Source organism: Embleya scabrispora DSM 41855 (assembly GCF_000372745.1).
Lineage (GTDB): Bacteria > Actinomycetota > Actinomycetes > Streptomycetales > Streptomycetaceae > Embleya > Embleya scabrispora.
The window spans coordinates 143852-167127 of the sequence record NZ_KB889629.1; the positions used below are offsets into that span (position 1 = coordinate 143852).

General features: G+C 71.1%; 22 protein-coding genes and 1 riboswitch. Of the genes, 13 read left to right on the forward strand and 9 right to left on the reverse strand.

The features are described 5' to 3' along the window. Positions 1-84 precede the first annotated feature (84 nt). Positions 85-2628, reverse strand: coding sequence for an aminopeptidase N (gene pepN, locus A3IC_RS0114110; RefSeq protein ID WP_020550698.1), 2544 nt, complete (start codon positions 2626-2628; stop codon positions 85-87). Between the two features lie 317 nt (positions 2629-2945). Between pepN and A3IC_RS0114115 the strand changes: the two genes are divergently transcribed. From A3IC_RS0114115 to A3IC_RS0114150, 8 genes are all read left to right on the forward strand, one after another. Beyond that, positions 2946-3575: a mycothiol-dependent nitroreductase Rv2466c family protein gene (locus A3IC_RS0114115; protein ID WP_020550699.1), complete on the forward strand. Its 630-nt coding sequence runs from the start codon at positions 2946-2948 to the stop codon at positions 3573-3575. An 84-nt stretch (positions 3576-3659) separates the two neighbouring features. Continuing rightward, the gene (locus A3IC_RS0114120; RefSeq protein ID WP_026218247.1) at positions 3660-4370 is read left to right on the forward strand and encodes a hypothetical protein; all 711 of its coding nucleotides are present in this window, start codon (positions 3660-3662) and stop codon (positions 4368-4370) included. Between the two features lie 185 nt (positions 4371-4555). Then, on the forward strand, positions 4556-5953 hold the full coding sequence (locus tag A3IC_RS0114125) for an aldehyde dehydrogenase family protein (protein WP_040876578.1): 1398 nt from the start codon (positions 4556-4558) through the stop codon (positions 5951-5953). Positions 5954-6099: 146 nt separating this feature from the next. Continuing rightward, the gene (locus A3IC_RS0114130) at positions 6100-6696 is read left to right on the forward strand and encodes a biotin transporter BioY (protein WP_026218248.1); all 597 of its coding nucleotides are present in this window, start codon (positions 6100-6102) and stop codon (positions 6694-6696) included. 95 nt (positions 6697-6791) lie between these two features. Next, complete coding sequence (locus A3IC_RS0114135) at positions 6792-7388, forward strand: hypothetical protein (RefSeq protein WP_020550703.1); 597 nt, start codon at positions 6792-6794, stop codon at positions 7386-7388. A gap of 201 nt (positions 7389-7589) precedes the next feature. Next, positions 7590-8057: a ribose-5-phosphate isomerase gene (locus A3IC_RS0114140; protein WP_020550704.1), complete on the forward strand. Its 468-nt coding sequence runs from the start codon at positions 7590-7592 to the stop codon at positions 8055-8057. Positions 8058-8191: 134 nt separating this feature from the next. Beyond that, entirely contained in the window at positions 8192-9019 is an 828-nt protein-coding gene (locus A3IC_RS0114145) for an Fpg/Nei family DNA glycosylase (protein WP_020550705.1), read from the forward strand. Between the two features lie 34 nt (positions 9020-9053). Then, positions 9054-10184, forward strand: a complete 1131-nt coding sequence (locus tag A3IC_RS0114150; protein ID WP_245599289.1) for a PP2C family protein-serine/threonine phosphatase — start codon at positions 9054-9056, stop codon at positions 10182-10184. A gap of 43 nt (positions 10185-10227) precedes the next feature. Here A3IC_RS0114150 and A3IC_RS0114155 read toward each other — a convergent pair whose 3' ends face one another. The 6 genes from A3IC_RS0114155 to A3IC_RS0114180 form a co-directional block, all read right to left on the reverse strand. Next, entirely contained in the window at positions 10228-11076 is an 849-nt protein-coding gene (locus tag A3IC_RS0114155) for an energy-coupling factor ABC transporter ATP-binding protein (protein ID WP_020550707.1), read from the reverse strand. After that, positions 11073-11816: a cobalt ECF transporter T component CbiQ gene (gene cbiQ, locus A3IC_RS0114160; RefSeq protein WP_020550708.1), complete on the reverse strand. Its 744-nt coding sequence runs from the start codon at positions 11814-11816 to the stop codon at positions 11073-11075. Before cbiQ ends, A3IC_RS0114155 begins: the two co-directional genes overlap by 4 nt. Before the next feature lie 4 nt (positions 11817-11820). Continuing rightward, positions 11821-12189, reverse strand: coding sequence for an energy-coupling factor ABC transporter substrate-binding protein (locus A3IC_RS0114165; RefSeq protein WP_020550709.1), 369 nt, complete (start codon positions 12187-12189; stop codon positions 11821-11823). Next, positions 12186-12899, reverse strand: a complete 714-nt coding sequence (locus A3IC_RS0114170) for an energy-coupling factor ABC transporter permease (RefSeq protein WP_020550710.1) — start codon at positions 12897-12899, stop codon at positions 12186-12188. The genes A3IC_RS0114165 and A3IC_RS0114170 overlap by 4 nt, the downstream gene beginning before the upstream one ends. Positions 12900-12927: 28 nt before the next feature. Continuing rightward, positions 12928-13137: riboswitch (cobalamin riboswitch) on the reverse strand. 174 nt (positions 13138-13311) lie between these two features. Continuing rightward, positions 13312-13857 carry an RDD family protein gene (locus A3IC_RS62270; RefSeq protein ID WP_158695953.1) on the reverse strand — a complete coding sequence of 182 codons (546 nt, stop codon included), beginning with the start codon at positions 13855-13857 and terminating at the stop codon, positions 13312-13314. Positions 13858-14139: 282 nt separating this feature from the next. Then, positions 14140-14994 carry a class II aldolase/adducin family protein gene (locus A3IC_RS0114180; protein ID WP_020550712.1) on the reverse strand — a complete coding sequence of 285 codons (855 nt, stop codon included), beginning with the start codon at positions 14992-14994 and terminating at the stop codon, positions 14140-14142. An 806-nt stretch (positions 14995-15800) separates the two neighbouring features. Between A3IC_RS0114180 and A3IC_RS0114185 the strand changes: the two genes are divergently transcribed. The 3 genes from A3IC_RS0114185 (at position 15801) to A3IC_RS0114195 (ending at position 17964) form a co-directional block, all read left to right on the forward strand. Beyond that, positions 15801-16172 (forward strand): roadblock/LC7 domain-containing protein, encoded by a 372-nt coding sequence (locus A3IC_RS0114185; protein WP_026218250.1) that lies wholly within the window; start codon positions 15801-15803, stop codon positions 16170-16172. Between the two features lie 256 nt (positions 16173-16428). Further along, positions 16429-17343: an NAD-dependent epimerase/dehydratase family protein gene (locus A3IC_RS54375; RefSeq protein ID WP_020550714.1), complete on the forward strand. Its 915-nt coding sequence runs from the start codon at positions 16429-16431 to the stop codon at positions 17341-17343. 129 nt (positions 17344-17472) lie between these two features. Then, positions 17473-17964: a glutathione peroxidase gene (locus A3IC_RS0114195; RefSeq protein ID WP_020550715.1), complete on the forward strand. Its 492-nt coding sequence runs from the start codon at positions 17473-17475 to the stop codon at positions 17962-17964. 154 nt (positions 17965-18118) lie between these two features. Here the strand turns inward: A3IC_RS0114195 and A3IC_RS0114200 are convergent, their stop codons facing one another. After that, on the reverse strand, positions 18119-18931 hold the full coding sequence (locus tag A3IC_RS0114200; protein ID WP_026218251.1) for a protein phosphatase 2C domain-containing protein: 813 nt from the start codon (positions 18929-18931) through the stop codon (positions 18119-18121). Positions 18932-19174: 243 nt separating this feature from the next. Here A3IC_RS0114200 and A3IC_RS0114205 point away from each other — a divergent pair, with 243 nt between their 5' ends. Then, the gene (locus A3IC_RS0114205) at positions 19175-20959 is read left to right on the forward strand and encodes a bifunctional metallophosphatase/5'-nucleotidase (RefSeq protein WP_020550717.1); all 1785 of its coding nucleotides are present in this window, start codon (positions 19175-19177) and stop codon (positions 20957-20959) included. A 150-nt stretch (positions 20960-21109) separates the two neighbouring features. Beyond that, positions 21110-22108, forward strand: coding sequence for a LacI family DNA-binding transcriptional regulator (locus A3IC_RS54380; protein WP_040876579.1), 999 nt, complete (start codon positions 21110-21112; stop codon positions 22106-22108). A 64-nt stretch (positions 22109-22172) separates the two neighbouring features. Here A3IC_RS54380 and A3IC_RS0114215 read toward each other — a convergent pair whose 3' ends face one another. Then, the gene (locus tag A3IC_RS0114215) at positions 22173-23048 is read right to left on the reverse strand and encodes a hypothetical protein (RefSeq protein ID WP_026218252.1); all 876 of its coding nucleotides are present in this window, start codon (positions 23046-23048) and stop codon (positions 22173-22175) included. Positions 23049-23276: the final 228 nt, after the last annotated feature.

Consider the following 23276-nt stretch of genomic DNA (forward strand, 5'->3'; position numbering starts at 1 on the left):
CTCCTTGTGGGATGGGCGCCGCCGGGGAAGGGCGGCCGACGGTTCGGACCCGCTCGGGATGGGGGCGGGGTCCGAGAGGGTGGTTCAGTTCCGCTGGTCGCTCTTGCGAGCCTCGAGCGCTCGGGACACGTCGTCGCGGCATTCCAGGACCAACCGGCGCAGCGCCGGCACCGGCTCGGTCGCGGCCAGCCAGTCGTCGGTGCGCCGCAGCGTGTCGGTGTCGATCCGACCCGACGGGTACAGGCCGACCACGACTCGGCGGGCGATCTCGATCGAGCGGTCCTGCCACACCGGTGCGATAGCGGCGAAGTAGCGATCGGTGTACGGGTCGGTCAGCTCCTCCTGCCCGGGCGTCGCGAAGCCCGCGATGACCGCGTTGAGCATCGCGTTGGGCAGTTCGTCGGTCTCCACCACGAGCCGCCACGCCTCGGCTTTGGCCTCGGGCGTGGGGCGCGCGGCGCGGCATTCGATCGCGTGCCGATGACCCGCCGCGGTGCCGTCGCGCTCGAGTTCGGCCGCGATGTCGGGCTCGTCGGCGGCACCGCCCGCGCACAACGCGCGCAACATCGCCCAGCGCAACTCGGTGTCCACGGTCAGCCCGGCGACCTCCTGGTCACCGGTCAACAGGTCACGCAGGAAGGCGAGTTCCTCGGGCGTGGTGGAGGCCGAGGCCAGGCAGCGGGCCCAGGCCAGCTGGTGGTCGCCGCCCGGGTCCGCGGCCCGCAGCTCGGTCAGCGAGCCGACCGCGAGCCGTCGCAGGCCCTCGGCTCGGAAGGCCGGGTCGGTGTAGCGGTCCAGGCCGGTCTTGACCTGTACCTGGAGCTTTTGCACCACGCCCACGTCGCTCTCCCGACCCGCGTGCCGCAGCACCAGGGCCAGGTAGTCGCGCGCGGGCAGTTCGCCGTCCCGGGTCATGTCCCACGCCGCGCCCCAGCAGAGCGCGCGGGCGAGCGAGGAGTCGAACTCGCCGAGCGAGTCGAGCACCGCCTGCCAGGACCGCGGGTCGAAGCGCACCTTCGCGTAGGTGAGGTCGTCGTCGTTGAGCAGGATCAGCGGCGTGCGGACGCGGCCGACCAGCTCGGGCACCTCGGTACGGGCGCCGATCACGTCCACCTCGACCCGAGCGACCCGCCCGGCGCCGTCGTACAGGCCGATCGCGATCCGGTGCGGGCGCAGCGTCGGGAATCCGGGCGCGGCCTCCTGGAGCACCGCGAACGAGGTGATCACGCCGTTCGTGTCGGTCTCGATCGCCGGGCGCAGCGTGTTCACGCCGGAGGTCTCCAGCCAGTCCGCCGACCAGGACTTGAGGTCGCGGCCGGAGGTCTCCTCCAGCGCGGAGAGGAAGTCGGCGAGGGTGGTGTTGCCCCACGCGTGCTTCTCGAAGTACGACCGGGCACCCGCGAAGAACTCGTCCTCGCCCACGTAGGCGACCAGTTGCTTGAGCACCGAGGCGCCCTTGGCGTAGGTGATCCCGTCGAAGTTGAGCTTGGCGTCCTCCAGGTCGTTGATCACCGCCACGATCGGGTGGGTGGTGGGCAACTGGTCCTGGCGGTACGCCCAGTCCTTGCGGCGGGCGGCGAAGCTGGTCCAGGCGTCGGTCCAGCGGGTCGCCACGCCCTGCGAGTACGAGCCCATGAAGTCCGCGAAGGACTCCTTCAGCCACAGGTCGTCCCACCAGCGCGGGGTGACCAGGTCGCCGAACCACATGTGCGCCATCTCGTGCAGGATCACGCAGGCGCGGTTCTCGTACGCCGAGTCGGTGACCTTGGAGCGGAAGATGAAGTCCTCGGTGAAGGTGACCGCGCCCGGGTTCTCCATCGCGCCGAGGTTGTACTCGGGTACGAAGAGTTGGTCGTACTTCCCGAACGGATACGGGAAGTCGAACCGGTCGTGGAACAGGTCCAGGCCCTGCCGGGTGACCTCGAAGATCTCCTCGTGGTCGAACGCCTCGGCCAGCGACGCGCGGCAGAACCCGCCGAGCGGGACGACCAGGCCGTTCGGACCGGTGTAGGTGTCGAAGACCGCGTGATAGGGGCCGGCCACGACCGCCGTCAGGTAGGTGGAGATGCGCGGCGTCGGCGCGAAGTCCCAGCGCGCGACCCCCTCGCGGACCGGCACCGGCTCCGGCGTGGTCGAGTTCGACACCACGTGCCAGTCGGCCGGCGCGGTCACCGAGAACCGGAACGCGGCCTTGAGGTCCGGCTGTTCGAAGTTGGCGAAGACTCGGCGCGAGTCGGCCGGTTCGTACTGGGTGTAGAGGTAGACCCGATCGTCGACCGGGTCGACGAAGCGGTGCAGGCCCTCGCCGGTGCGGCTGTAGGCGCACGACGCGACCACTCGCAGTTCGTTGGCCCCCTCGACCAGGTCGTCGAGCAGTACGCGGGTGCCGTCGAAGACCTGTGCGGGGTCGAGCGCGCGGCCGTTGAGCACGACCTCGTGGACGTCCGGGGCGAGCAGGTCCACGAACGTGGCCGCACCCGCCTCACGGCAGCCGAAACGGAGCACCGTCTCGGAGCGGAACGTCTCCGTGCTGTCGGTGGTGACATCGAGCCTGACGTCGTAGTCCTCGACGCTCAGGATCCGGGCCCGCGTGCGGGCCTCCTCGCGGGTCAGATTCCTGCCGGGCACTGGATCACTCCCTGGTTGGCTGCGGTCCGGGCGATCCTTTCACGGCGGGGGCGGCTGTGTCGGCCCGGTTCTCGGCCGGATCCCGCGCCCGATTTCCCGGCCGGGGCGCCGGTCGCCGGTCGGGTGCCGGCCCGCGGCGGCAGGATTGTCTCGATCCGCAGGAATGGCGCGGTGCGGTCGGGGGTTGCACAGTCATCGACGGCCGGACCGCCGTGCGGCGGCGCGACCCCGGATGCAGCGCGGAGGGCGCGAGGCATCGCGCGGCCGGGCGCGAGAGACATTGCGAAAACCAAGGCATCAGCATCGAGAGGACCGCAGTGACCACCAAGGACAACGGATCCGCCCGCGACATAGCGCACTTCTGGTTCGACCCGCTGTGTCCGTGGGCGTGGATGACGTCGCGTTGGATGCTCGAGGTGGAGAAGATTCGCCCCGTGGACGTGCAGTGGCACGTGATGAGCCTGTCCGTGCTCAACAGCGGTCGGGACGACATCCCGGATGCCTACAAGGAGATGCTGGAGCGCGGCTGGGGCCCGGTGCGGGTGTGTATCGCCGCCGAGCAGCGGTTCGGCAACGAGGTGCTGCTGCCGCTCTACACCGCGCTGGGCAACCGCCGGCACCCGGGCGGCGAGGAGTTCTCCCGCGAGATGATCGAAGCCGCGCTGACCGAGGCCGGGCTGCCCACCGAACTCGCCGACGCCGCCGACTCGACCGAGTACGACGAGGCGCTGATCAAGTCGCACCACGACGGCATGGACCGGGTGGGCATGGACGTCGGCACCCCGGTGATCAGCGTCAACGGTGTGTCGTTCTTCGGTCCGGTGGTGACGCCGGCGCCCAAGGGTGAGGACGCGGGCAAGCTGTGGGACGGCGTGGTGCTGGTCGCGGGCACGCCGGGCTTCTTCGAGATCAAGCGCACCCGTGACCAGGGGCCGATCTTCGACTGATCGGTTTCGACTGACCGGATGAAACCTGTCGGTTCCCTCTCGGAATCTACTACAAAGCAAAGCAAAGCTAATTAATCTGGATAAATGACGGCTCCGGAACGCCAGAGCAGCGTGATCCACACCTCCCGTACCGGGCGGCCGGACCCACGCACGCCCAACGGCAATGCCCCCTACGGCTCCCTCATGCCGCGGCTGCGCGATCGCGCGCTCGCCTTCGGGCTGTGCGCGGTCGTGCCGCTGTGGCGGTGTGTGGGACTGCGCACGGGAGCCGCCTTGTTGCGGCACTACCTGATCGGGCGCGGCGCGCCGTTCGTGATCGATCCGACCCAGCCGCTGCGGGCCAAGCCGTTTCGCCGCGCGGCGCTCACCCACTTCGAGGAGTGGTGGGCGCTCGCGGCGATCCGCTGGCACGACAGCGGCGGCATCGAGAGCGTCTTCGAGACCACCACGCACTGGCACGGGGTGCTGATTCGGCGCGCGGACGACACCGACTGGTGGCTGGCCATGCGCGGCCTGCAATATCGGATCACCGGCCGGATCGAGGTGTTGCCCGGCGGGACCGCGATCCCGGGCTCGCCGGTGTTGCCCGACGTGCGGTTGGTGTATCGGGTCGAGGTGTACAAGGACTGGGGTTTCGACAAGGGCGCGGGTGAGTACGGAGTGTCCTTCACGCCGCTCGCGCGCCTGCACGAGGTCGGTCTGGCCCGCGAATTCCCGGTCACCGGCCGGAGCGGCGAACTGGTGTGGACCTCGAACGGGCCGCACGGCGTCGAGAGCCGGGCCCTCGCGGGCTGAACCCGTGCGATCGCCGCACGGTGACCTGTGCGGTCGCGGTTTCGGTGTGGCGAAATCGGGGCGGCCCGGCCCTGGGGATTGCACACGTGTCGACGTACTCTCGGCGGGTGCCGCGGCCGAGCACCGGTGAACGCTGCCGGCCGCGGCGCCATGTCCCAGTGGCAAGCGGCGAGGAGTTCGGCGGCATGACCAAGGCTTACGACACGATCTACATCGACGGCGCGTGGACGGCGCCCTCGTCGACCGAGACCATCGACGTCGTCGACCCGAACACCGAGCGGGTGGTGGCGACCGTGCCGCAGTGCACGCCCGCCGATGTGGACCTGGCCGTGGCCGCCGCCAGGCGCGCCTTTCCCGGGTGGGCGGCGACCCCGCCGGCCGAGCGGGCCGCGCTGCTCGCGAAGGCGCGGGATCTGCTCGCCGAGCGCTCGGCCGAGATGACCGAGGTGATCATCGCGGACATGGGCGCCCCGGAGGCCCTGGTCGAGCGGGTGCACCTGGGTCTGCCGCTGGTCGTGCTGGGCAGCTACGTCGAGCTGGCCGCCGAGTTCGAGTGGGAGGAGACCATCGGCTCCTCGCTGGTGGTGCGCGAACCGGTCGGCGTGGTCGGGGCGATCACCCCGTGGAACTTCCCGCTGCACCAGATCACCAACAAGCTGGGGCCGGCCCTGGTCGCCGGCTGCACCGTGGTGCTCAAGGCCAGCGAGGTCGCGCCGCAGGCCGCGCACCTGTTCTTCGAGATCCTGCACGACGCGGGCTTCCCGGCGGGCGTGGTCAACCTGGTCTCCGGCACCGGCCCGGTGGTCGGCGAGGCGATCGCCTCGCACCCGGACGTGGACATGATCTCGTTCACCGGCTCGACCCGGGCCGGCACGCGCGTGTCCGAGCTCGCCTCCGCCACGGTCAAGCGGGTCGCGCTCGAACTCGGCGGCAAGTCCGCCAACGTGATCCTGCCCGGCGCCGACCTGGAGAAGGCGGTGCGCGCGGGCATCGGCGGCGCGTACCGCAACAGCGGTCAGACATGCAGTGCGCTGACCCGGATGCTGGTGCACCGCGACGACCTGCCGCGCGCGGTCGAGGTCGCGGCGGAGGCCGCGCAGGCGATGACCGGCAAGCTCGGCCCGCTGGTGAACGCGACCCAGTTCGAGCGGGTGCGCGGCTACATCGCCAAGGGCGTCGAGGAGGGCGCGACCCTGGTGACCGGTGGCACGGACCTGCCCGAGGGCGTGGAGATCGGCTACCACGTGCGGCCCACGGTCTTTACGGACGTGACCGGCGACATGACGATCGCGCGCGAGGAGATCTTCGGCCCGGTGTTGTCGATCCTGCCCTACGACACCGAGGAGGAGGCCGAGCGGATCGCCAACGACACCCCCTACGGCCTGTCCGGCGCGGTGTGGGGACCGAGCCGGGAGGCCGCGGTGGCGTTCGCGCGCAGGCTGCGTACCGGCCAGGTGGAGATCAACGGCGGCGCGTTCAACCCGCTTGCCCCGTTCGGCGGTTACAAGCAGTCGGGCAATGGGCGCGAGCTGGGCCGATTCGGCTTGGAGGAGTACCTGGAGGTCAAGTCGCTGCAACTGTGACGCGCGGGAAGCGTGACCCGGGATCGCCGCTTTCGGTGGTGTTCGACAAAGTACGGATCGGTACCTTGTCGGACACCCCCGTGATCGTTCGATGTCCGATTGGTTAAGTTCATCGGGTCCCGCAACCCAAGAGTGTGGAGTCCGCCGTGAGCACTGCCCTTCTCGATGCGCGCCGTCCCGTCCTGGCCGATCTGGTCCCGGCCCAGGTCTTCAAGGGCGCCGCCGTGCGCGACGCCGCGCTGGTCGTCGGCGCCTCCGCGTTCGTCGGCCTCGCCGCCCAGATCTCCGTCCCGGTGCCCGGCTCGCCGGTCCCGGTGACCGGTCAGACCTTCGCCGTGCTGCTCGCCGGCAGCGCGCTCGGCGCGTGGCGCGGGCTCGCCGCGATGGTGCTCTACCTGGGTCTGGGCGCGGCGGGCATGCCGTGGTTCGCGGAGGGCACCTCCGGCACCGGGTTCCCGACCCTGGGCTACGTGCTCGGCATGGTGCTCGCGGCGACCGTGGCCGGCTTCCTGGCCCAGCGCGGCACCGACCGCAGCCCGCTGCGCACCGCCGGCACGATGGTGCTGGGCAACGCGGTGATCTACGCGGCCGGCCTCACCTACCTCGCGCACGACCTGGGCATCTCGATGTCCCAGGCGTACGAGATCGGCATGCGGAACTACCTCTTCGGCGACGCGGTCAAGATCGCCCTGGCGATGGCGCTGCTGCCCGCCGCCTGGAAGCTGGTCGGCCGGCGCGGCTGACGCCCGGTCACCGATCGGACCCCGATTTCCCGCGCAGGGGAAGCGGGGTCCGATTTTTTTGGCGGGTGGCACCCGAGGACGCCTAGTCTCGTCTCATGAGACCGGGGGCAACCAAGCGCATCGCCGTCAGCGGAACCGTCGTGGCGTTCCTGATCGTGGCCGGGCTGGGCAACCAGTGGGTGTTCAAGGAGGCGTGGGGCGCCTCCAGCGACAGCGGCAAGTGGTACATGGAGCTGCTGCGGATCCTCGGCCATCCGCTGTGGATCGCGGACAAGGGCGATCTCGGCGACGAGTTCCGCTTCAACTTCACCACCAGGGACGTCACCGCGGGCTACGTCGGCATCGCGGTGCTGTTCCTGGTGGTCGCGGCCGTGCTCGCGGCGGGTGCGCGCGGCCTGAACGAGCGCGCCGGCGGGTTCGTGGCGTTCGTACTCGGCTGGTTCGCGCTGGTGCTCGGCGGCGCCCTCCACGCGCTGACCGTATTCGCGGTCGCGTACGACCAGGCCGGGCGCAGGCACGAGGGCTCGGGCTTCCACAACGCGATGACCGCGATGCAGGCGGGGGCCCACTTCGGTCTGCTCACCGGATGGCTGGTGGGCCTGGCCGCGGCGGCCGGCTACGCGGGGTCGCGCGGGGCGGGCGGCCCGATCGGCTACCCGCCGTCGAACCTCTACGGCCAACCCGCCGGGTAGGCCTGCCCGGCGCCCCCGGCAACCTCGGCTACGGCCTCCCGCCGCAGGCGCCGCGGTCGCCGTACGACGCCCCCACCACCATCCGACCGGCCGGCCCGCCGCCCTCCGCGCCGCCTCGGCCGACCGGTGCGCCGGACACGCCACCCGGTGGATACCGGCCCTGACGGGACGTTCGGGACGGCGCCTGAGAGACTGCGACCCATGCGCGTTTACCTCGGCTCCGACCATGCCGGCTACGACCTCAAGCAGCACCTCATCGCGTGGCTCGACGCCAACGGCCACGAGGCCGTCGACTGCGGCCCGGCCGTGCAGGCCGACTCCTACGACTACCCCGTGTACTGCCTGCGGGCCGGCGAGCGGGTGGCCGCCGACCCGGGCAGCCTGGGCGTCGTGCTCGGCGGCTCCGGCAACGGCGAGGCGATCGCGGCGAACAAGGTCAAGGGTGTGCGCTGCGCCCTTGTCTGGAGCCAGGAGACGGCGTCGCTGGCCCGCGAACACAACAACGCGAACGTGATCTCCATGGGCGCGCGCATGCATTCGCTCGAGGACGCCACGAAGTTCCTCGAGGTCTTCGTGAACACCCCGTACAGCGAGGCCGAGCGGCACACCCGCCGGATCAACATGCTCACCAAGTACGAGAACACCGGCGAGCTGCCGACCCTGTCGTAGTCCACGCCGTACCCACTCCGCCCCCGATCGGTCCGCCCGATCGGGGGCGTCGGCATGTCGGTGGGGGTCGGTAGCGTTGGGATGTCACACCACCCCGCATCCCGTCCGAGCGTCATCGCTGCGTTGGAGGCCGCGTGCCCGAGGGCCACACCATTCACCGTCTCGCCACCACCCACCAAGAGCGGTTCGGGGGATTGCCGCTGCGGCTGACCAGCCCGCAGGGGCGCTTCGCGGAGAGCGCGGCGCTGCTCGACGGCGAGCGACTGGTCTCCACCGACGCACACGGAAAACACCTGTTCCTGGAGTTCTCCGGCGAGCGCTTCATCCACGTGCACCTGGGTCTGTACGGACAGTTCTCCTTCGGCGAGGGTGACAAGCTGCCCGACCCGGTCGGCCAGGTTCGACTGCGGCTGGCCGCGAAGGTGCCGGGCGGGGCGGCCTGGGCCGATCTGCGCGGGCCGACCGCGTGCCGACTCCTGGACCGGGCCGAGAAGGACGCGGTGCACGCCCGGCTGGGCCCCGACCCGCTGCGGGCGGACGCGGACCCGGCGGCGGCATGGAGCCGGATCCGGCGCAGCGCCAAGCCGATCGGCGCGTTGTTGATGGAACAGGACGTGCTCGCCGGCGTGGGCAACGTGTACCGCGCCGAGGTGCTGTTCCGGTTCGGGGTCGACCCGCGGCTGCCCGGCAACCGGCTCGCGCGGGCGACCTGGGACGCGATGTGGGCCGACCTGGTGCTGCTGATGCGCGAGGGCGTGCGGCTGGGCCGGATCGACACCGTGCGGCCCGAGCACACCCCCGAGGCGATGGGTCGCGAGCCGCGCAAGGACGATCACGGCGGCGAGGTCTACGTCTACCGGCGCACCGACATGCCCTGCTTGGTGTGTGAAACCCAGGTCGAGACCGCCGAGTTGGTCGGCCGGAATCTGTTCTGGTGTCCCACCTGTCAGCCGTCGGCGTAACCTCCGGTTGATGACCGTTCGGTAGTGTCGCGGGGTGGCCGCGCCGACGAGCAGTAGAAACCGGGTGGGCAGGACCGGGAGGCGCGCGGCACTGGCGCGTTCCGGCCGGCGTGTCGTGTCCTGGCTGCGGCATCGGATCCTGCCCTCGGACGGGTTCGCCCTGGCCGGACTGCTGGCCTCGGTGACCGCGTGCGGCCTGCTGTCGGACGTGGACGCGTCGTGGTTTCCCGCGACGATGGCGGCGGTGCCCATCCTGATCGGCGGGCTGGTCCTGCGGATGCCCAGCCTGCTGCTCCTGTACGCGGCCACCGCCGGGGTCCTGGCGGCCCAGCACCAGGTGCACGATCGCGACGAGGTCACCGGCGGCACCATCCTGGTGGTCGGGGCGATCGCGGGCATCGTGCTGCTGATGGCCCGGATGCGGACCCGCCTGGGGGTGCAGTGGACGCGCGGCGAGTCGATGTTGTTCGACCTGCGCGATCGGTTGCGGGCGCAGGGCGAGATGCCGGTGCTGCCGCCGCAGTGGCATACCGAGGTGGTGCTGCGGCCGGCCGGTGGGCAGTCGTTCTCCGGTGACTTCCTGGTCGCCTCCCGAGGCGCCGGCGGCGGGCGGGTGCTGGAGGTGGTGCTCGTCGACGTCTCCGGCAAGGGGCTGGCCGCAGGCTCGCGCGCGTTGATGCTCTCCGGCGCGTTCGGCGGGTTGCTCGGGTCACTGCCCCCACGCGACTTCCTGCCCGCGGCGAACGACTACCTGTTGCGCCAGGAGTGGGCGGAGGGCTTCGCGACGGCGGTGCACGTGGTGCTCGACCTGGAGTCGGGCGAGTACGAGCTGATCTCGGCGGGCCACCCGCCGGGGGTGCACTGGATCGCCGGGTCCGGTCGGTGGCGGGTGATCGAGGCGGTCGGCCCACTCCTGGGCGTGATCGAGGACGCCGGCTTCGAGGGCGTCAAGGGTCGGTTGGGTCCCGGCGACGCGCTCCTGCTGTTCACCGACGGCATGGTGGAGATGCCCGGCGAGGACATCGCCACCGGCATCGACCGCTTCCTCGGCGTGGCCGAGCGCATGGTCCAGGACGACTTTCGCGACGCGGCGCGGCGGATCGTGGCCGCGGCCGGTCGCAACGTCGGGGACGACCGGGCGGTGGTGTTGCTGCGCCGGCGCTGAGCGGCCCCGGTGGGCCGGCGGGTGACCCGCCGGGCCCGCCGGATCAGTTCGTCCGGGTTTCGAGGGTGGTCGGCCGGACCGCCAGGGCGGCCAGCTCGGCCGGTGTGCGGGGCAGCCCGCCCGCCGGCATCAGCCCGTGCGCGGCCAGCACCGCGGCCGCCGCGTGGGCCCAGGTCGGCCGCAGGCTCGCCGCGGCCAGCAACGTGGTGTCCGCGAGCAGCGTCTCCGCCGGTCCGGTGTGCAGGCGCCCGTCGGCCAGCACCGCCGCATCGTCGGCCCAGCGCAGCGCGAGGTCCACGTCGTGCGTGGCCATCACCACCGTCGTCCCGGCGGCGCGCAGCTCGGCGAGGGTGTCCAGGAGGGCCTCCTGCCCGGCCGGGTCCAGGCCCGCGGTCGGCTCGTCCAGCACCAGCACCTCGGGTCGCATCGCGATCGCCCCGGCGATGGCGACCCGCTTGCGCTGGCCGAAGGACAGCAGGTGCACCGGCCGCTCCGCCAACGCGGTGATCTCCAGCGCGGCCAGTGCCTCGGCCACCCGCGAGCGCACCTCGGCCGGGTCCAGCCCCAGGTTGAGCGGCCCGAACGAGACGTCCTGGGCCACCGACGCGGAGAACAACTGGTCGTCGGGATCCTGGACGACCAACTGCACGACCCGGCGCAGCGCGGTGAGTCCCTTGCGGTCGTGCCGAATCGGCGCCCCGTGCAGTTCGACGTGTCCCGAGTCCGGCGTCAGGCCGCCGGTCAACAGCCGCAGCAGCGTGGTCTTGCCGCTGCCGTTGGGCCCGAGCAGGGCCAGCGCGCGCCCGGCCGGAACGGTCAGGGACAACCCGCTCAACACCGGCGGCCCGTCCTCGTAGGCGTAGCCGATCTCTCGTACCCGCAACGGAATCACGGCACCACCGATACCAGGAGAAGGGTGGTGGCGACGACCGCCGCCACCACGAACAGGGAGCCCGCCACGAAGGCGCGCGAGATCGGTACCTCGTCCACCAGCACCCGCAGGCGCCCGTCGTAGCCGCGCCCGGCCAGGCCCGCCTCCAGGCGCTGGGCGCGGGCGAACGCGTGCACGAACACCGCCGAGCCGAGCCCGGCCACCGAGCGCCACCGGGCCCGGCGGGTGCGATGGCCCAGCCGGCCGGCCTGCGCCTGGTTGATCCGCGCGGTCGTGTCGTAGAGCAGGAACAACATCCGGTACATCACCGCCGCGACGTCCACCACGGCGGCCGGGACCCCCACTCGGGTCAGCCTGGGCAGCACGTCCGACAGCGGCGTGGTGAACGCGAACAACATCATCGCGAGGCCGGCGGCACCGGAGCGGGCCAGCAACTCGCCCGCGTGACGCGGCCCGTCCTCGGCCCAGGCGACGCCGTCCGCGCCGATGCTCACCAGCAGCGTCAGGGCGCCGGTCGCGGCGAAGCCCATTGGGGCGCGGGCGGCCCGCCACAGCCGCCGGGCGGGCACCTTCGCGAACCCGAACGCGACGACCAGGACGGTTGCGGCGACCAGCACCGCGCCGGGCCACGGCGGCAGCGCCACCGCGCAGCCGAGCAACCCGAAGGAGAGCACGGCCTTGTCGGCCGGATGGCGGCGCCGCCACGAACTCGCGTGCGCCGCCGCATCGATCGGCAACACCGGATCAGCGACCCGGGCCGGCTGCCGGTGCTCCGGCGGCCGCGCCCACCGGCTCGTCGGGCGTGTCCGCGGCCTCCGGCGCAAGCCTGCGACGGGTGCGCTTGACGCCGAACATGTATCCGACCACGCCCGCGCCGAGGGCGGCCTGCAACGCGAACAGACCGGACTCGATCTCGCCGGACGGCGGTTCGTACAGCGGGCTGAACCACGGCTCGTAGTCCGGGTCGTTCTCGGTGATCGCGGTCTCGGCCTGGGTGTCGGCGCCCGCGAACGGCTCGTCCTTGTGGTCGCCCATCCCCAACACCACGGGCAGCGCCGCGAGCAGCACCACAGCCAGCACGATCAGCAGGTTGATCTTCGTCGAGCGCTTCACTTGGTCTTCTCCTCCTCGCGCGCGACCCGCGCGTCCGTGACCACACCGAGGCGGATCAGGTCGCCTCGACTGGACTGCCGCAGCAGGCGCACGACCAGGACGGTCAGCAGACCCTCACTGATCGCCAGTGGGATCTGGGTGAGCGAGAAGATGCCGCCGAACTTGGCCAGGGCACCGGGGAATCCGCTGTCGGGGTCGGGGAAGGCGAGGGCCAGCTGCACGCTGGTGACGCAGTACGTGCTCAGGTCCGCGACGAACGCGCCCAGGAACACCGCGACGTCCAGCGGCATCGTGCCGCCGCGTCGATCGAGCAGTGAGCGGGCCAGCCGATACGCGCCGTAGCCGGCCCACGGGCCGACGATCGCCATCGAGAACGCGTTCGCACCGAGCGTGGTCAGCCCGCCGTGCGCCAGCAGCAGCGCCTGGAAGAGCAGGGTGATCGTACCCAGCACGGCCATGATCGGTGGGCGGAACAGGATGGCGCCCAGTCCGGTGCCGGTGGGATGCGAGCAACTCCCGGTGACGGAGGGAATCTTCAGCGCGGACAGGACGAACGAGAACGCGCCGGAGGCGCCCAACAACAGGGTGTTCTCGGGGCGGTCGCGCACCTCGCGGGTGAGCGCGCGGGCGCCGTGGACGACGAACGGGGCGGACGCGACGCCCCAGGCGGCGGCGTGTTCCCAGGGCAGATAGCCCTCGGCGATATGCATGAGGAAGGGTCCCTCTCCAACACCTCGTGGACGGACGATCGCCGTGGCCGGTCTCCTGGCTGACGGGTCGTACGTTCACGTCTCCGCCTTCCCGGGGCCGCGCAAGCGGTCCCAGTGGCTTCCCCGAGGCGACGAATCAACGTGTCCGCGGGGATGGAGGAGAACTTCCCGATCACAGTGGCGAGGGCCGCGCCGGCATCGAACCGGCTTCCCGAACACCACGGCGAGCCGACACTAGTGGTCGGATGGACATGGCGACAAGGTGGCATTTGCAAACCGTGCGCAAGACCACAAAATGCGGGCGGAGCGGTCGAGCAATAGCCGCATTCCGGAAGGTGGTCGATGCACCGGGGCGGCACGCGGGAAGGCCATCGGCGCGCTCGAAGGCGAGGACGAGTGCTTCGCGGCGGACTCAGTCCAGGCCGGGTCCGCGGCCGCGGACCACCAGGGTGCCCGCCACCCGGTCGCCGACCCGCCGGCGCCGCTCGTCGGTGAGCATCGCGGTCAGTCCGATCGCGCCGAGCGCGAACGCGTCGACGGCCAACAGCAGCCAGCGGATCCCCAGTTGCCGCCGGCCGGCGCGTCCGCCGGATACGTCCACAACACGGATGCCGAACACCTGCATGCCCCACGTGCGCCCGTCGTGTTCGGCGGGTCGCAGCACCCAGTACCAGAGCAGGATCGCGACCGCGACGACGATCACGCCGGCGGTGATCGTCGCGGTCAGCGGACCGCTGCGGATCGAACCGTCGGGGTGGGTGGGCAGCAGCACGAACAGGAACATCGCGGCCCCGGGCAACACCGCGGAGGCGACCACGTCCACCAGGAACTGGCCGCATCGACGCCACACCACGAAGGAGTCGAGCGGGCTCTCGACATCGGGCAGCCACAACCGGGCACCCGACCGGGCGGGCCGCGCCGAGCGCGCGAAGTGCTGCGGAAGGCCGCGTTCGTACATGTCCTTGTACTTTCCGCTACCGGCCGGGTTGACTCCCGGCACGGCCGGATATCGCCGAGATTGCGCCCGGTCGGCGGACACGAGGGCCGACCGGGGCGCCGGGCGGGCGATCGAGCGGTCGCCGGAGTCGACCGGAGGGCGCGTGCCGATGACGCGGTGGTCGCCCGGCGACGCGGCCACGATGTGCCCGGTGGCCCGGTGGCCCGGTGGCCCGGTGGCCCGGTGGCCCGGTGGCCCGGTGGCCCGGTGGCCCGGTGGTGCCGCGCGCCCGGAGTCGGGGGGTCAGGGCGTCATCGGGCCGTCCGCCCCGAACAGGTCCGGCTCCGAGCGGCTGATCACGTCGTACAGCGGCTTGTAGTTGATCCAGGCGACCGTGTCGTTGCCCAGTTGCTCCCGGGTCAGCCGCGCGTTCTCCGGCGAGATCGGCTTGAGCTCGCCGGCCGCCTGGGCGAGCAGTTGTACCTGACAGGAGCGCTCCATGGTGATGAACCACCAGGCCGCGGCGTCGACCGACTGCCCGACCGTGAGCAGGCCGTGATTGCGCAGGATCAGCGCCTTGCGGGGGCCGAGCGTCTTGGCGATCCGGCGGCCCTCCTCGGCGTCGAGCACGACGCCCGCGTAGTCGTCGAACAACTCGTGGTCCTCGTAGAAGGGGCACACGTCCTGGGTTATCGGTTCGAGCCTGATGCCGAGCGCGGAGATCGCGCGTCCGTGCACGGAGTGGCTGTGCGCCGCCGCGACCACGTCCGGGCGAGCCGCGTGGATCTGCGAGTGGATCGCGAACGCGGCCTGGTTGACGTGGAATCGGCCTTCGACGACCTGCCCCTCGTGGTTGACCAGGATCAGGTCGTCCACGGTGATGTGCTTGAACGACATCCCGAACGGGTTGACCCAGAAGTGGTCGGTGAGCTCCGGGTCGCGCGCGGTGATGTGCCCGGCCACGCCCTCCTCGAAGCCGAATCGGCCGAACAGCCGCAGGGCCGCGGTCAATCGTTCCTTGCGGTGCCGGCGCTCCTGCTCGACGGTCTCGAACGTGGGCGGCAGCGCGAAGCTCAGGTCCGCCGGCGACACCGGCTTCGGCGGGGCCGGCTGCCGGGCCTGCTCGTCCTGGGCTTGCTGCGCATCGGTGCCGGACATGTGAATCTCCTCGGACTCGGGCCGCGCGGGACTTCGGCCGACGCTACCGGCGAGTCACATCCGAGGACAGCCCTCCGCGGACGTGTCTTCGACGAAGCCGCGGATCCTAGCGCTCCATCGTCGTCCGGGTCGGGTTTCCGGAAATTAAGCGAATATTGCCCGCAGTCCGCTTCGGACTGCTTCTACGCTGCCGTTCATCGAGTCCGGGACGCCGAGTTCGAAGCAGTCGAACTCGAATTACCGGGCCCATACAGCGGTGCACGAAGTCATGGCAACGCACGAAGTTTTACGGGCGATGCGCAAATACGGGCGTACACGAGGGGGACGGGGCGCGTGACTTGAGCGGCGGGGGCGGGAATTCGACCGAGGTCGTCGGTGCCGGCGCACGGGCGCCCGCGGTGCCCGGGTTCGGCCGCGCCGATCCCGCGGTGTCCCGGGCCGGAACGGACCGGGCCCGGGCGGACCGGGCCAGGGCGGATTCGGGCAGGCGAGGGCCGCTCGCGCCGGGCACGACTTCGCGGAGCCCGATGGCGAGGAGCCGGCCGGAGATGACCCAACCCCCGAGGCGGTCGAGGCCGTCCCGACGCAGATCAGGCGACCCGCCTGCCGGGTCCGACACCGAGCGGGGCGCTGTGACCGAGGCGGATGTCATCGAAGCAACCGAGGCCGGTCCCCACCCGGCCGGCGACACCGAACCGGTCGAGGTGGTTTCGGTCGCCGGGCCGACCCCGGACGTCGCACCGCCCGAGGACGAGCCTGTCGGAGTCCACCGGAAAGCCGCACCGCCGATCGCCCCGGAGGCAATCATGGCCAATATGGAAACGGCCCTCAAGGAAGCAATGACGATCGAGGGCGCCGTGGGTGTGGCCCTGGTCGACTACACCAGCGGAATGGCGTTGGGAATTCTCGGCGGCAGCAAGGAACTCGACCTGAACGTGGCCGCCGCCGGAAACACCGACGTGATGCGCGCCAAGATGCGCACGATGGAGATGTTGCACATCGGGGATCAGATCGAGGACATCCTGATCACGCTGGGCAAGCAATACCACGTGATCCGTCCGTTGACCGGACGGGCCGGCAAGGGTCTGTTCCTGTATCTCGTGCTGATGAAGGACCGTGCCAACCTCGCGCTGGCCCGACACAGCCTCAAGCGTATCGAGGAGGAGATCGAGGTCTGAGTTCGCGCTTCGACGACGCGTCGAGGCCCGCCGTCGAGGCGTGCAGGCCCATCCTCGATACCCCCGGCGTCCTCCGCCCCCCGTGCGGAGGGCGCCATCGGGGTGTCCGGCGACACGTGCGGACGCCCTGTTCTCCCCGCACCGTCTCGGATATGACGGTACGTCAGATGTACCGTCGATCTCGACGTCGTACATCGCGTACGGATCGCAGCCGGATCCCGTACGGATCGCGTACCCGAGTCACCCGAGGAGCCGCATGCTGTCCGGCGAGAAGATCCTGATCACCGGCCCCGCGGGCCAGATCGCCTACCCACTGACCGAGTACCTGGCCCGGGACAACGAGGTGTGGGGCATCGCCCGCTTCTCGAACGCCGAGGACCGCAAGCGGGTCGACGCGCTGGGCGTGACCACCCGCGCCGTCGACCTCGGCGCGGGCACGTTCGACGAACTGCCCCAGGACTTCACCTACGTCCTGCACCTGGCCACCTTCCAGGGCCCCGGACTCGACTACGACGAGGCGCTGCGGGTCAACGCGGAGGGCACCGGGCTGCTGCTCCAGCACTGCCGCCGGGCCAAGGCGGCGCTGGTGATGTCCACCGCGTCGGTACTCAAGCCGCACCCGGACCCGATGCACGTCTTCCACGAGAGCGACCCGCTCGGCGACGCCAACGTCTCGCACGCACCGACCTACTCGGTCTCCAAGACCGCCGAGGAAGCCGTGTCGCGCTACTGCGCCCGCGCCTTCGACCTGCCGGTGGTGATCGCCCGGATGAACGCCTCCTACGGCCCGCGCGGCGGCCTGCCGACCATGCACCTGGACGCCGTGCTGGCCGGGCAGCCGATCGTCACCCGCTGGGATCCGTGCATGTACAGCCCGATCCACCAGGACGACATCAACAGCCAGACGGCGGCCCTGCTGGACGCGGCGTCGACCCCCGCGACCGTGGTCAACTGGGGTGGCGACGAGCCGGTGAGCGTGCAGGAGTGGGCGGCGCACATGGCCGACCTGAGCGGGCTGCCCGCCGAGGTGGTGGTCCGTGAGCAACCGGGCACGTTGCGCGGACAGGTACAGGACACCGGCAGGCGCGCGGCGATCACCGGGCCGTGTGCGGTGCGGTGGCGCGCCGGGCTGGCGGATGTCTACGCCACCCGACGCGGTGATTCGGCCTGACCGGGTCGGGCAGCCTACGGCTGTGCTCGATAGCGTCGAGTCTTCAGGTCTTACTCGCGCCGTCTCAAAGCGCTTCACGTCATCGGATCGCGTCGCTGCGAGCGGCATCACGCAGGAAGGACAACGATCATGGGCATCCTCGATACTCCCATCGCCACGCTGGCGGGGGAGAGCACGACCCTGGGCGGCGTCACCGAGGGCAAGGTGGCACTGGTCGTCAACGTCGCGTCCAAGTGCGGCCTGACCCCGCAGTACACCGGGCTCGAGGAACTGCAGAAGGAGTTGGGCGCACGCGGCTTCACCGTGGTGGGCGTGCCGTGCAACCAGTTCATGGGCCAGGAGCCGGGCAGCGCCGAGGAAATCCTCGAATTCTGCTCCACGACCTACGGTGTGACGTTTCCGCTGACCGAGAAGATCGACGTCAACGGCCCGGACCGGCACCCGCTCTACGACGTGCTCACCGCGGCCTCCGACGCCGAGGGCGGCTCGGGTGACGTGCAGTGGAACTTCGAGAAGTTCCTGCTCTCCGCCGACGGCGCGATCGTCGGCCGGTTCCGCCCGCAGACCGACCCGCACGACCCGAACCTGATCGCGGCGATCGAGAGTGTGCTGCCGAAATAGCTCGGTGGGTGGGTAGAACGTCGGTCGGGTCGTCGGGGGCCCGGCCGGCGTTCGTGGCTCACGGGGGAGCGGATGGCCTGCGCGCGGCGGGCCTTCGCGAAGCCGGCCCGGCGCGGGCGGGACTTCGGCGGAGCCGGTATCGCGCGCGGCGGACCTACACCAGCGCCCACACGGCGGTCGCGTCGTCGCAGATCTTTGCGCGCGGCCATCTGGACCCGTCCGCGTCGGACGTCTCCGCGGCCCGCACCCGGGCCAACAGCTCCGCCGGCCCGAAGTGCCGCAGCGTGGTCATCAGCCGATCCCAGTCGCTCAGTCCGTACCGGTCGACCAGCCGACTGGCCCCGTCGCTCAGCGCGGCCAGCGCGTGTACCTCGCCCAGTGCCAGACCACCCGTGAGCGCCTCGCCGGCCGCCGTGGGATCGGCCGCCGCGACCCAGTAACCGCCCGCCACGTTCCGCGCCGCACGCAGGGTGTCCAGGTACTCCTGATCCGCCGTCAGGTAGGCCGGGGTGCCGACGGGGTGCGCGTCCCGGCGTCGCCGCGCCGCCACCCCGATCACGTCCAGGCGATCGTCGGTGACCACCGTCAGATCCTCGTCGCGCTCGATCAGCAGCGTCGAGTCGGACAACACGAGGTATTCCAACCGGTCCTCGACCACCCGCACCACCACCGCCGTTGCCGCCGGCGCGTCCGGCCGGCCCAGGTCGCAACCGTCGGCGTGCAGCGCCGAGGTGTCCTCGATCGCGTCGTGCAGGCACTCGGCCAGGGACCGGTCCGGCCGCGCGCCGCTGTGTGTGAACAGGGCGGTACCCAACCGCTGGACGAACCACGGGACGCCGTGCTTGCAGCCGTTGTCCGAACCGGATGTCACTCCGTCGAGCAGCACCATCGTCGTCGGTCCCGCTACGACGAAATCCTCGTTCGGCTTGCCCGGATGACCCGGTTCTGTCGCGAATTCGACGCGCATCGCCGACATCCCTCCCTTTTAGGTGCCACGCCGTACGGCTGCCCAGCCCTCGGGGGTGGGAAACGGTGGTTGATCATGCCCTGCGCGCGGTAGCGGCCACATAAGTTCACAGCGGTTTCACACATCGGTTTCGCGCGAGGTCTCGTGCGGGTCGGGGAACTGCCCCTAATCTCTGGCTGCGAGACACCTTCAGTCCCCACTTCTACGCGCGTCACCACTGCGCACGCCATCCGAAGGGATCCCATGCTCGGGAACAGACGACGCCGCGGTCGCCTCGCCCTCTCCGGCCTGGTCGCCGCGAGCCTGCTTGCGATGAGCGGCCCGGCCATGGCCGACGCACGCGCCGATCACGGCCGGCCCTCCGGCACGACGGACCTCGAATTCCTCGCGCTCAACGACCTGCACGGCAACCTGGAGGAACCGCAGGGTTCGGCCGGCACCGTCACCGAACTCGGTCCCGACGGCAAGCCCGTCGTGATCCCGGCCGGCGGCATCGAGCACCTCGCGACCCAACTGCGCGCGGAGCGCGCGAAGAACCCCAACTCGTTGACCATCGCGGCCGGCGACATGATCGGCGCGAGCCCGCTCCTGTCGGGGCTGTTCCACGACGAGCCGACGATCGAGGCGCTGAACAAGGTCGGCCTGGACGTCACCTCGGTGGGCAACCACGAGTTCGACGAGGGCAAGAAGGAACTGCAGCGCATGCAGTGGGGCGGCTGCCACCCGACCGAGGGGTGCTACACGCCCGGACGCACGTTCAAGGGCGCCGACTTCCAGTACCTGGCCGCGAACGTGCTCGACGAGCGCACCGGATTGCCGATCCTGGCCCCGGTGACCGTCAAGAACGTCGGCGGTGCACGGGTCGGCTTCATCGGCATGACCCTGGAGGGCACGCCGGACATCGTCACGGCCGAGGGCGTCAAGGGCCTGAAGTTCAAGGACGAGATCAAGACCGCCAACAACATCGTGCCGTGGCTGCGCCTGATCGGCGTCGAGTCGATCGTGGTGCTGCTGCACGAGGGCGGCCTGCCCGCGAGCAACGCGTACAACTACGACTGCAACGCGGGCGGCAATCCGGGCCTGTCCGGCCCGGTCGTGGACATCGCCAAGGGCCTGGACCCGGCGATCGACATGGTCGTCACCGGCCACACGCACCAGGCGTACTCGTGCAACATCCCGGACCCCGCGGGGCAGCCGCGAATGGTCACCAGCGCGTCCTCGTTCGGCAAGATGTACACCAAGATCGATGCCACCTACGACAAGCGCACGCGCGACATCGTGCGTACCTCGGTCAAGGCGCAGAACACGGTCGTTCGCCGGGACACCCCGAAGGCTCCGGACCTGACGCAGTTGCTCGCCGACTGGCAGAAGCTCGCGGCACCGGTCTCCAACCGCTCGATCGGGTACATCAGCGGCGACATCCGCGGCCGCGGCGCGACCACGCCCGAGTCGCCGCTCGGCGACGTGATCGCCGACGCGCAACTGGAGGCGACCGCACCGGCCGACAAGGGCGGCGCGCAGATCGCGTTCATGAACCCGGGCGGGATTCGGTCCGACCTGCAATACGCGGCGGCCGGCAGTGAAGGGGACGGCGTCGTCACCTACGGCGAGGCGTTCACGGTGCAGCCGTTCACCAACATGATGCAGACCCTGGATCTCAAGGGTCAGGCCGTGCTCGACCTGCTCGCGCAGCAGTACACGGGTGGCAACGCCGCCAACCCGAAGGTGTTGCAGATCTCCAAGGGCCTGACCTACACGGTGGACCGGTCGCAGACCGGCGCGGCCAGGATCGTGCCGGGCAGCGTCAAGCTGAACGGCGTGCCGATCGACCCGGCGGCGACCTACAAGGTCAGCGCGAACGAGTTCCTGGCCGGTGGCGGCGACGGCTTCGCGGCCTTCAAGACCGGTACGAACAAGCGCGTGGGCGGGTCCGACCTGGACGCGTTGCTGGCCTACTTCGCGGCCCACTCCTCGGCGAGCGCGCCGCTCGCGCCGCCGGCGGCGGACCGGATCACCTTCATCGGGTGACGTTCGTCGGGTAGTCGTGGCAGGCCCGGTCGCGGTGCGGCCGGGCCTGCCTGACGCGTAGTCAGTCAAACGGGGGCGAGTGCCTCGACACGAAGGCCGTGAGGCGCCCCACGTGCCGGGCACGGCCGCGAACTGGGCGACAATCGCCCCATGAGCACAACGAGACGCCCCCCGACCGGGGCCGATGTGGCCCGTGCCGCAGGCGTTTCGCGCGCGACCGTGTCGTACGCGATGAACGACGTCCAGGACAGTCGGATCCCCGAGGAGACCAGGCGCCGGGTCCGCGAGGTCGCCGCCGGACTGGGTTACGAGCCGCGTTCGGACGCCCGATCGCTGCGGCGCGGGCGGACCGACCTGGTGCTGGTGCCGACCTACGAGGTGCCCTTCGGACAACTGATCCAGCGCTTCCTGGACGGCCTGGCCCGCGAATTGCACGCCCTGGGACACACCCTGGTGATTCACGGCAATCCCGCCACGCACGGCATCGAGGCGGCGAAGGCGTGGGGCGCGCTCAATCCGGCGGCGGTGCTGGTGCTGCCGGAGCGCATGTCGGCCGAGGGCGTCGAGTACCTGGCCGCGCGTGGCATCGCCGTGGTGGGCCTGGGCAGCAGTTCCACACCGGTCGCGCTCAGCCTCAAGGTCGACCACGTGGCGGCGGGCGGCCGAGCCGCCGAGCACCTGATCGCTCGGGGCCGACGGGATTTCGCCGTGGTGGTGCCGCGTGAGCCGGGCCTGACCGCGTTGGGCCTGGAGCGGCTCGCGGGCTTTCGGGCCGCGGCGGAGGCCGTGGGCGGCAGGATCCGGGTGGTCGAGATGGCCGAGGATCCCGCCGAGGCGGCGCGGATCGCGCGGGAGTGGCGGGCCGAGGGCCGACCCGACGCGGTGTACGGCTACAACGACGAATACGCGGCACTGCTGCTCGGCGCGTTGGCCGACATCGGTGTCCGGGTCCCGGAGCAGATCGCCGTGGTCGGTACGGACGACCTGACGCTGTGCGAGATGGTCCGTCCCCGGTTGACCTCGGTCGCCTTCGAGCAACTGATGCCGATGAGTGCGGTGGCGGCGGCCGTCGTCGCGGCCGGCGAAGGCGCCGTCCAGGGCGATCTGACGCTGTGGCAGACGACGTTGCGGGCGCGGGACTCGAGCTGATCGGCGGCGGGACGCGGTTGTGGGTCGACGTTCCGCCGGCCGAGGGCGCGGTGGGGTGGAGTGCCTACTGCCGTGAGTTCGCCAGCAGCTTGGTGATCTGACGGGCGACGAGGTCGTCGGCGGGCAGGCCGGGCGTGGTCGCGGACAGATCCGCGTTGCTGACAACCACGATCGTCGGGCCGACCCGGACCACGATCAGGCCCAGTGCGCCGCCCGCCTGGGGAGTCATCCCGATCGCCAGTGACTCGTCGCCGAGGCTCGCGTGCGGGATCGCGGCGTAGGTGTCGGCGCTCGTCACGCCGTCGGTGTCGGTGGAGGTGACCGACGTACAGTTCGGCAGCGCCGCCCGGCCCTTGGCGAACAGGTCCTGTGCACCGGTGCCGGCGAAGGAGAACAACTCGACGATGGTGAAGCCGGTGGGCGTCGGATCGCCCCTGGTCACCGATGCCTGGGCGGACGCGGCGGGCGCCGAGGCGGCCTGGCCGGGGCGCGTCAGGTCGATGAGGGGCCGGCAGCCGGCGTCCCGGACGGTTTCTCGGGTCTCGGTGCCGTCGGGGTTGACCTCGTAGGCGCCCGCCGGCATTTCCGCGGCGGTCAACAAGGCGGCGTCGAGGCGGGCTTGGGCGGCCGGGTCGGAGCCGTTTCCGGTGGTGTCCCGGTTGGTGGAAGGGGCCGGTGACTCGTCGGTGGGTGGTAGCGCGGGCGGAGGCTCGCCGGGGGAGGAGGCCGCGGCGGGCGGGACGGCGGCCGGCGGGGCGGAGCCCGCGGGTGCGCTCCCCGGCGGCACCGGGGACACTGCGGTGCTTGCCTCGGGCGCGGCCGGCGGCGCGCTCGCGTACTGGCGTGCCAACGCCTCCTCGTCACGGCCGCACGCGGTGGCCGCCAGGAGCAGGGTCCCGGCGATCGCCGCCGTGCCCACCCGGATCACGATTCTGCGCATGCGCGGGTTCCTTCGGAAAGCTCGGTCGTTCTCGAGACGGTTCGAACGCCGGGTGGGAACGGGCGATCGGGACCGATCGGGATCCGATGGGCCATCAGGAAGCGGAACAGCGGCCTCCCGGCCGCCGGCTCGGCCGGTCACGAGCGCGGAGCATTCGACCCCGGACGCGGTGGAGTTCGCCGCTTCGGGCAGCGAAGGGCAGTTCCGTACGGCCGAACGCAGGCTACT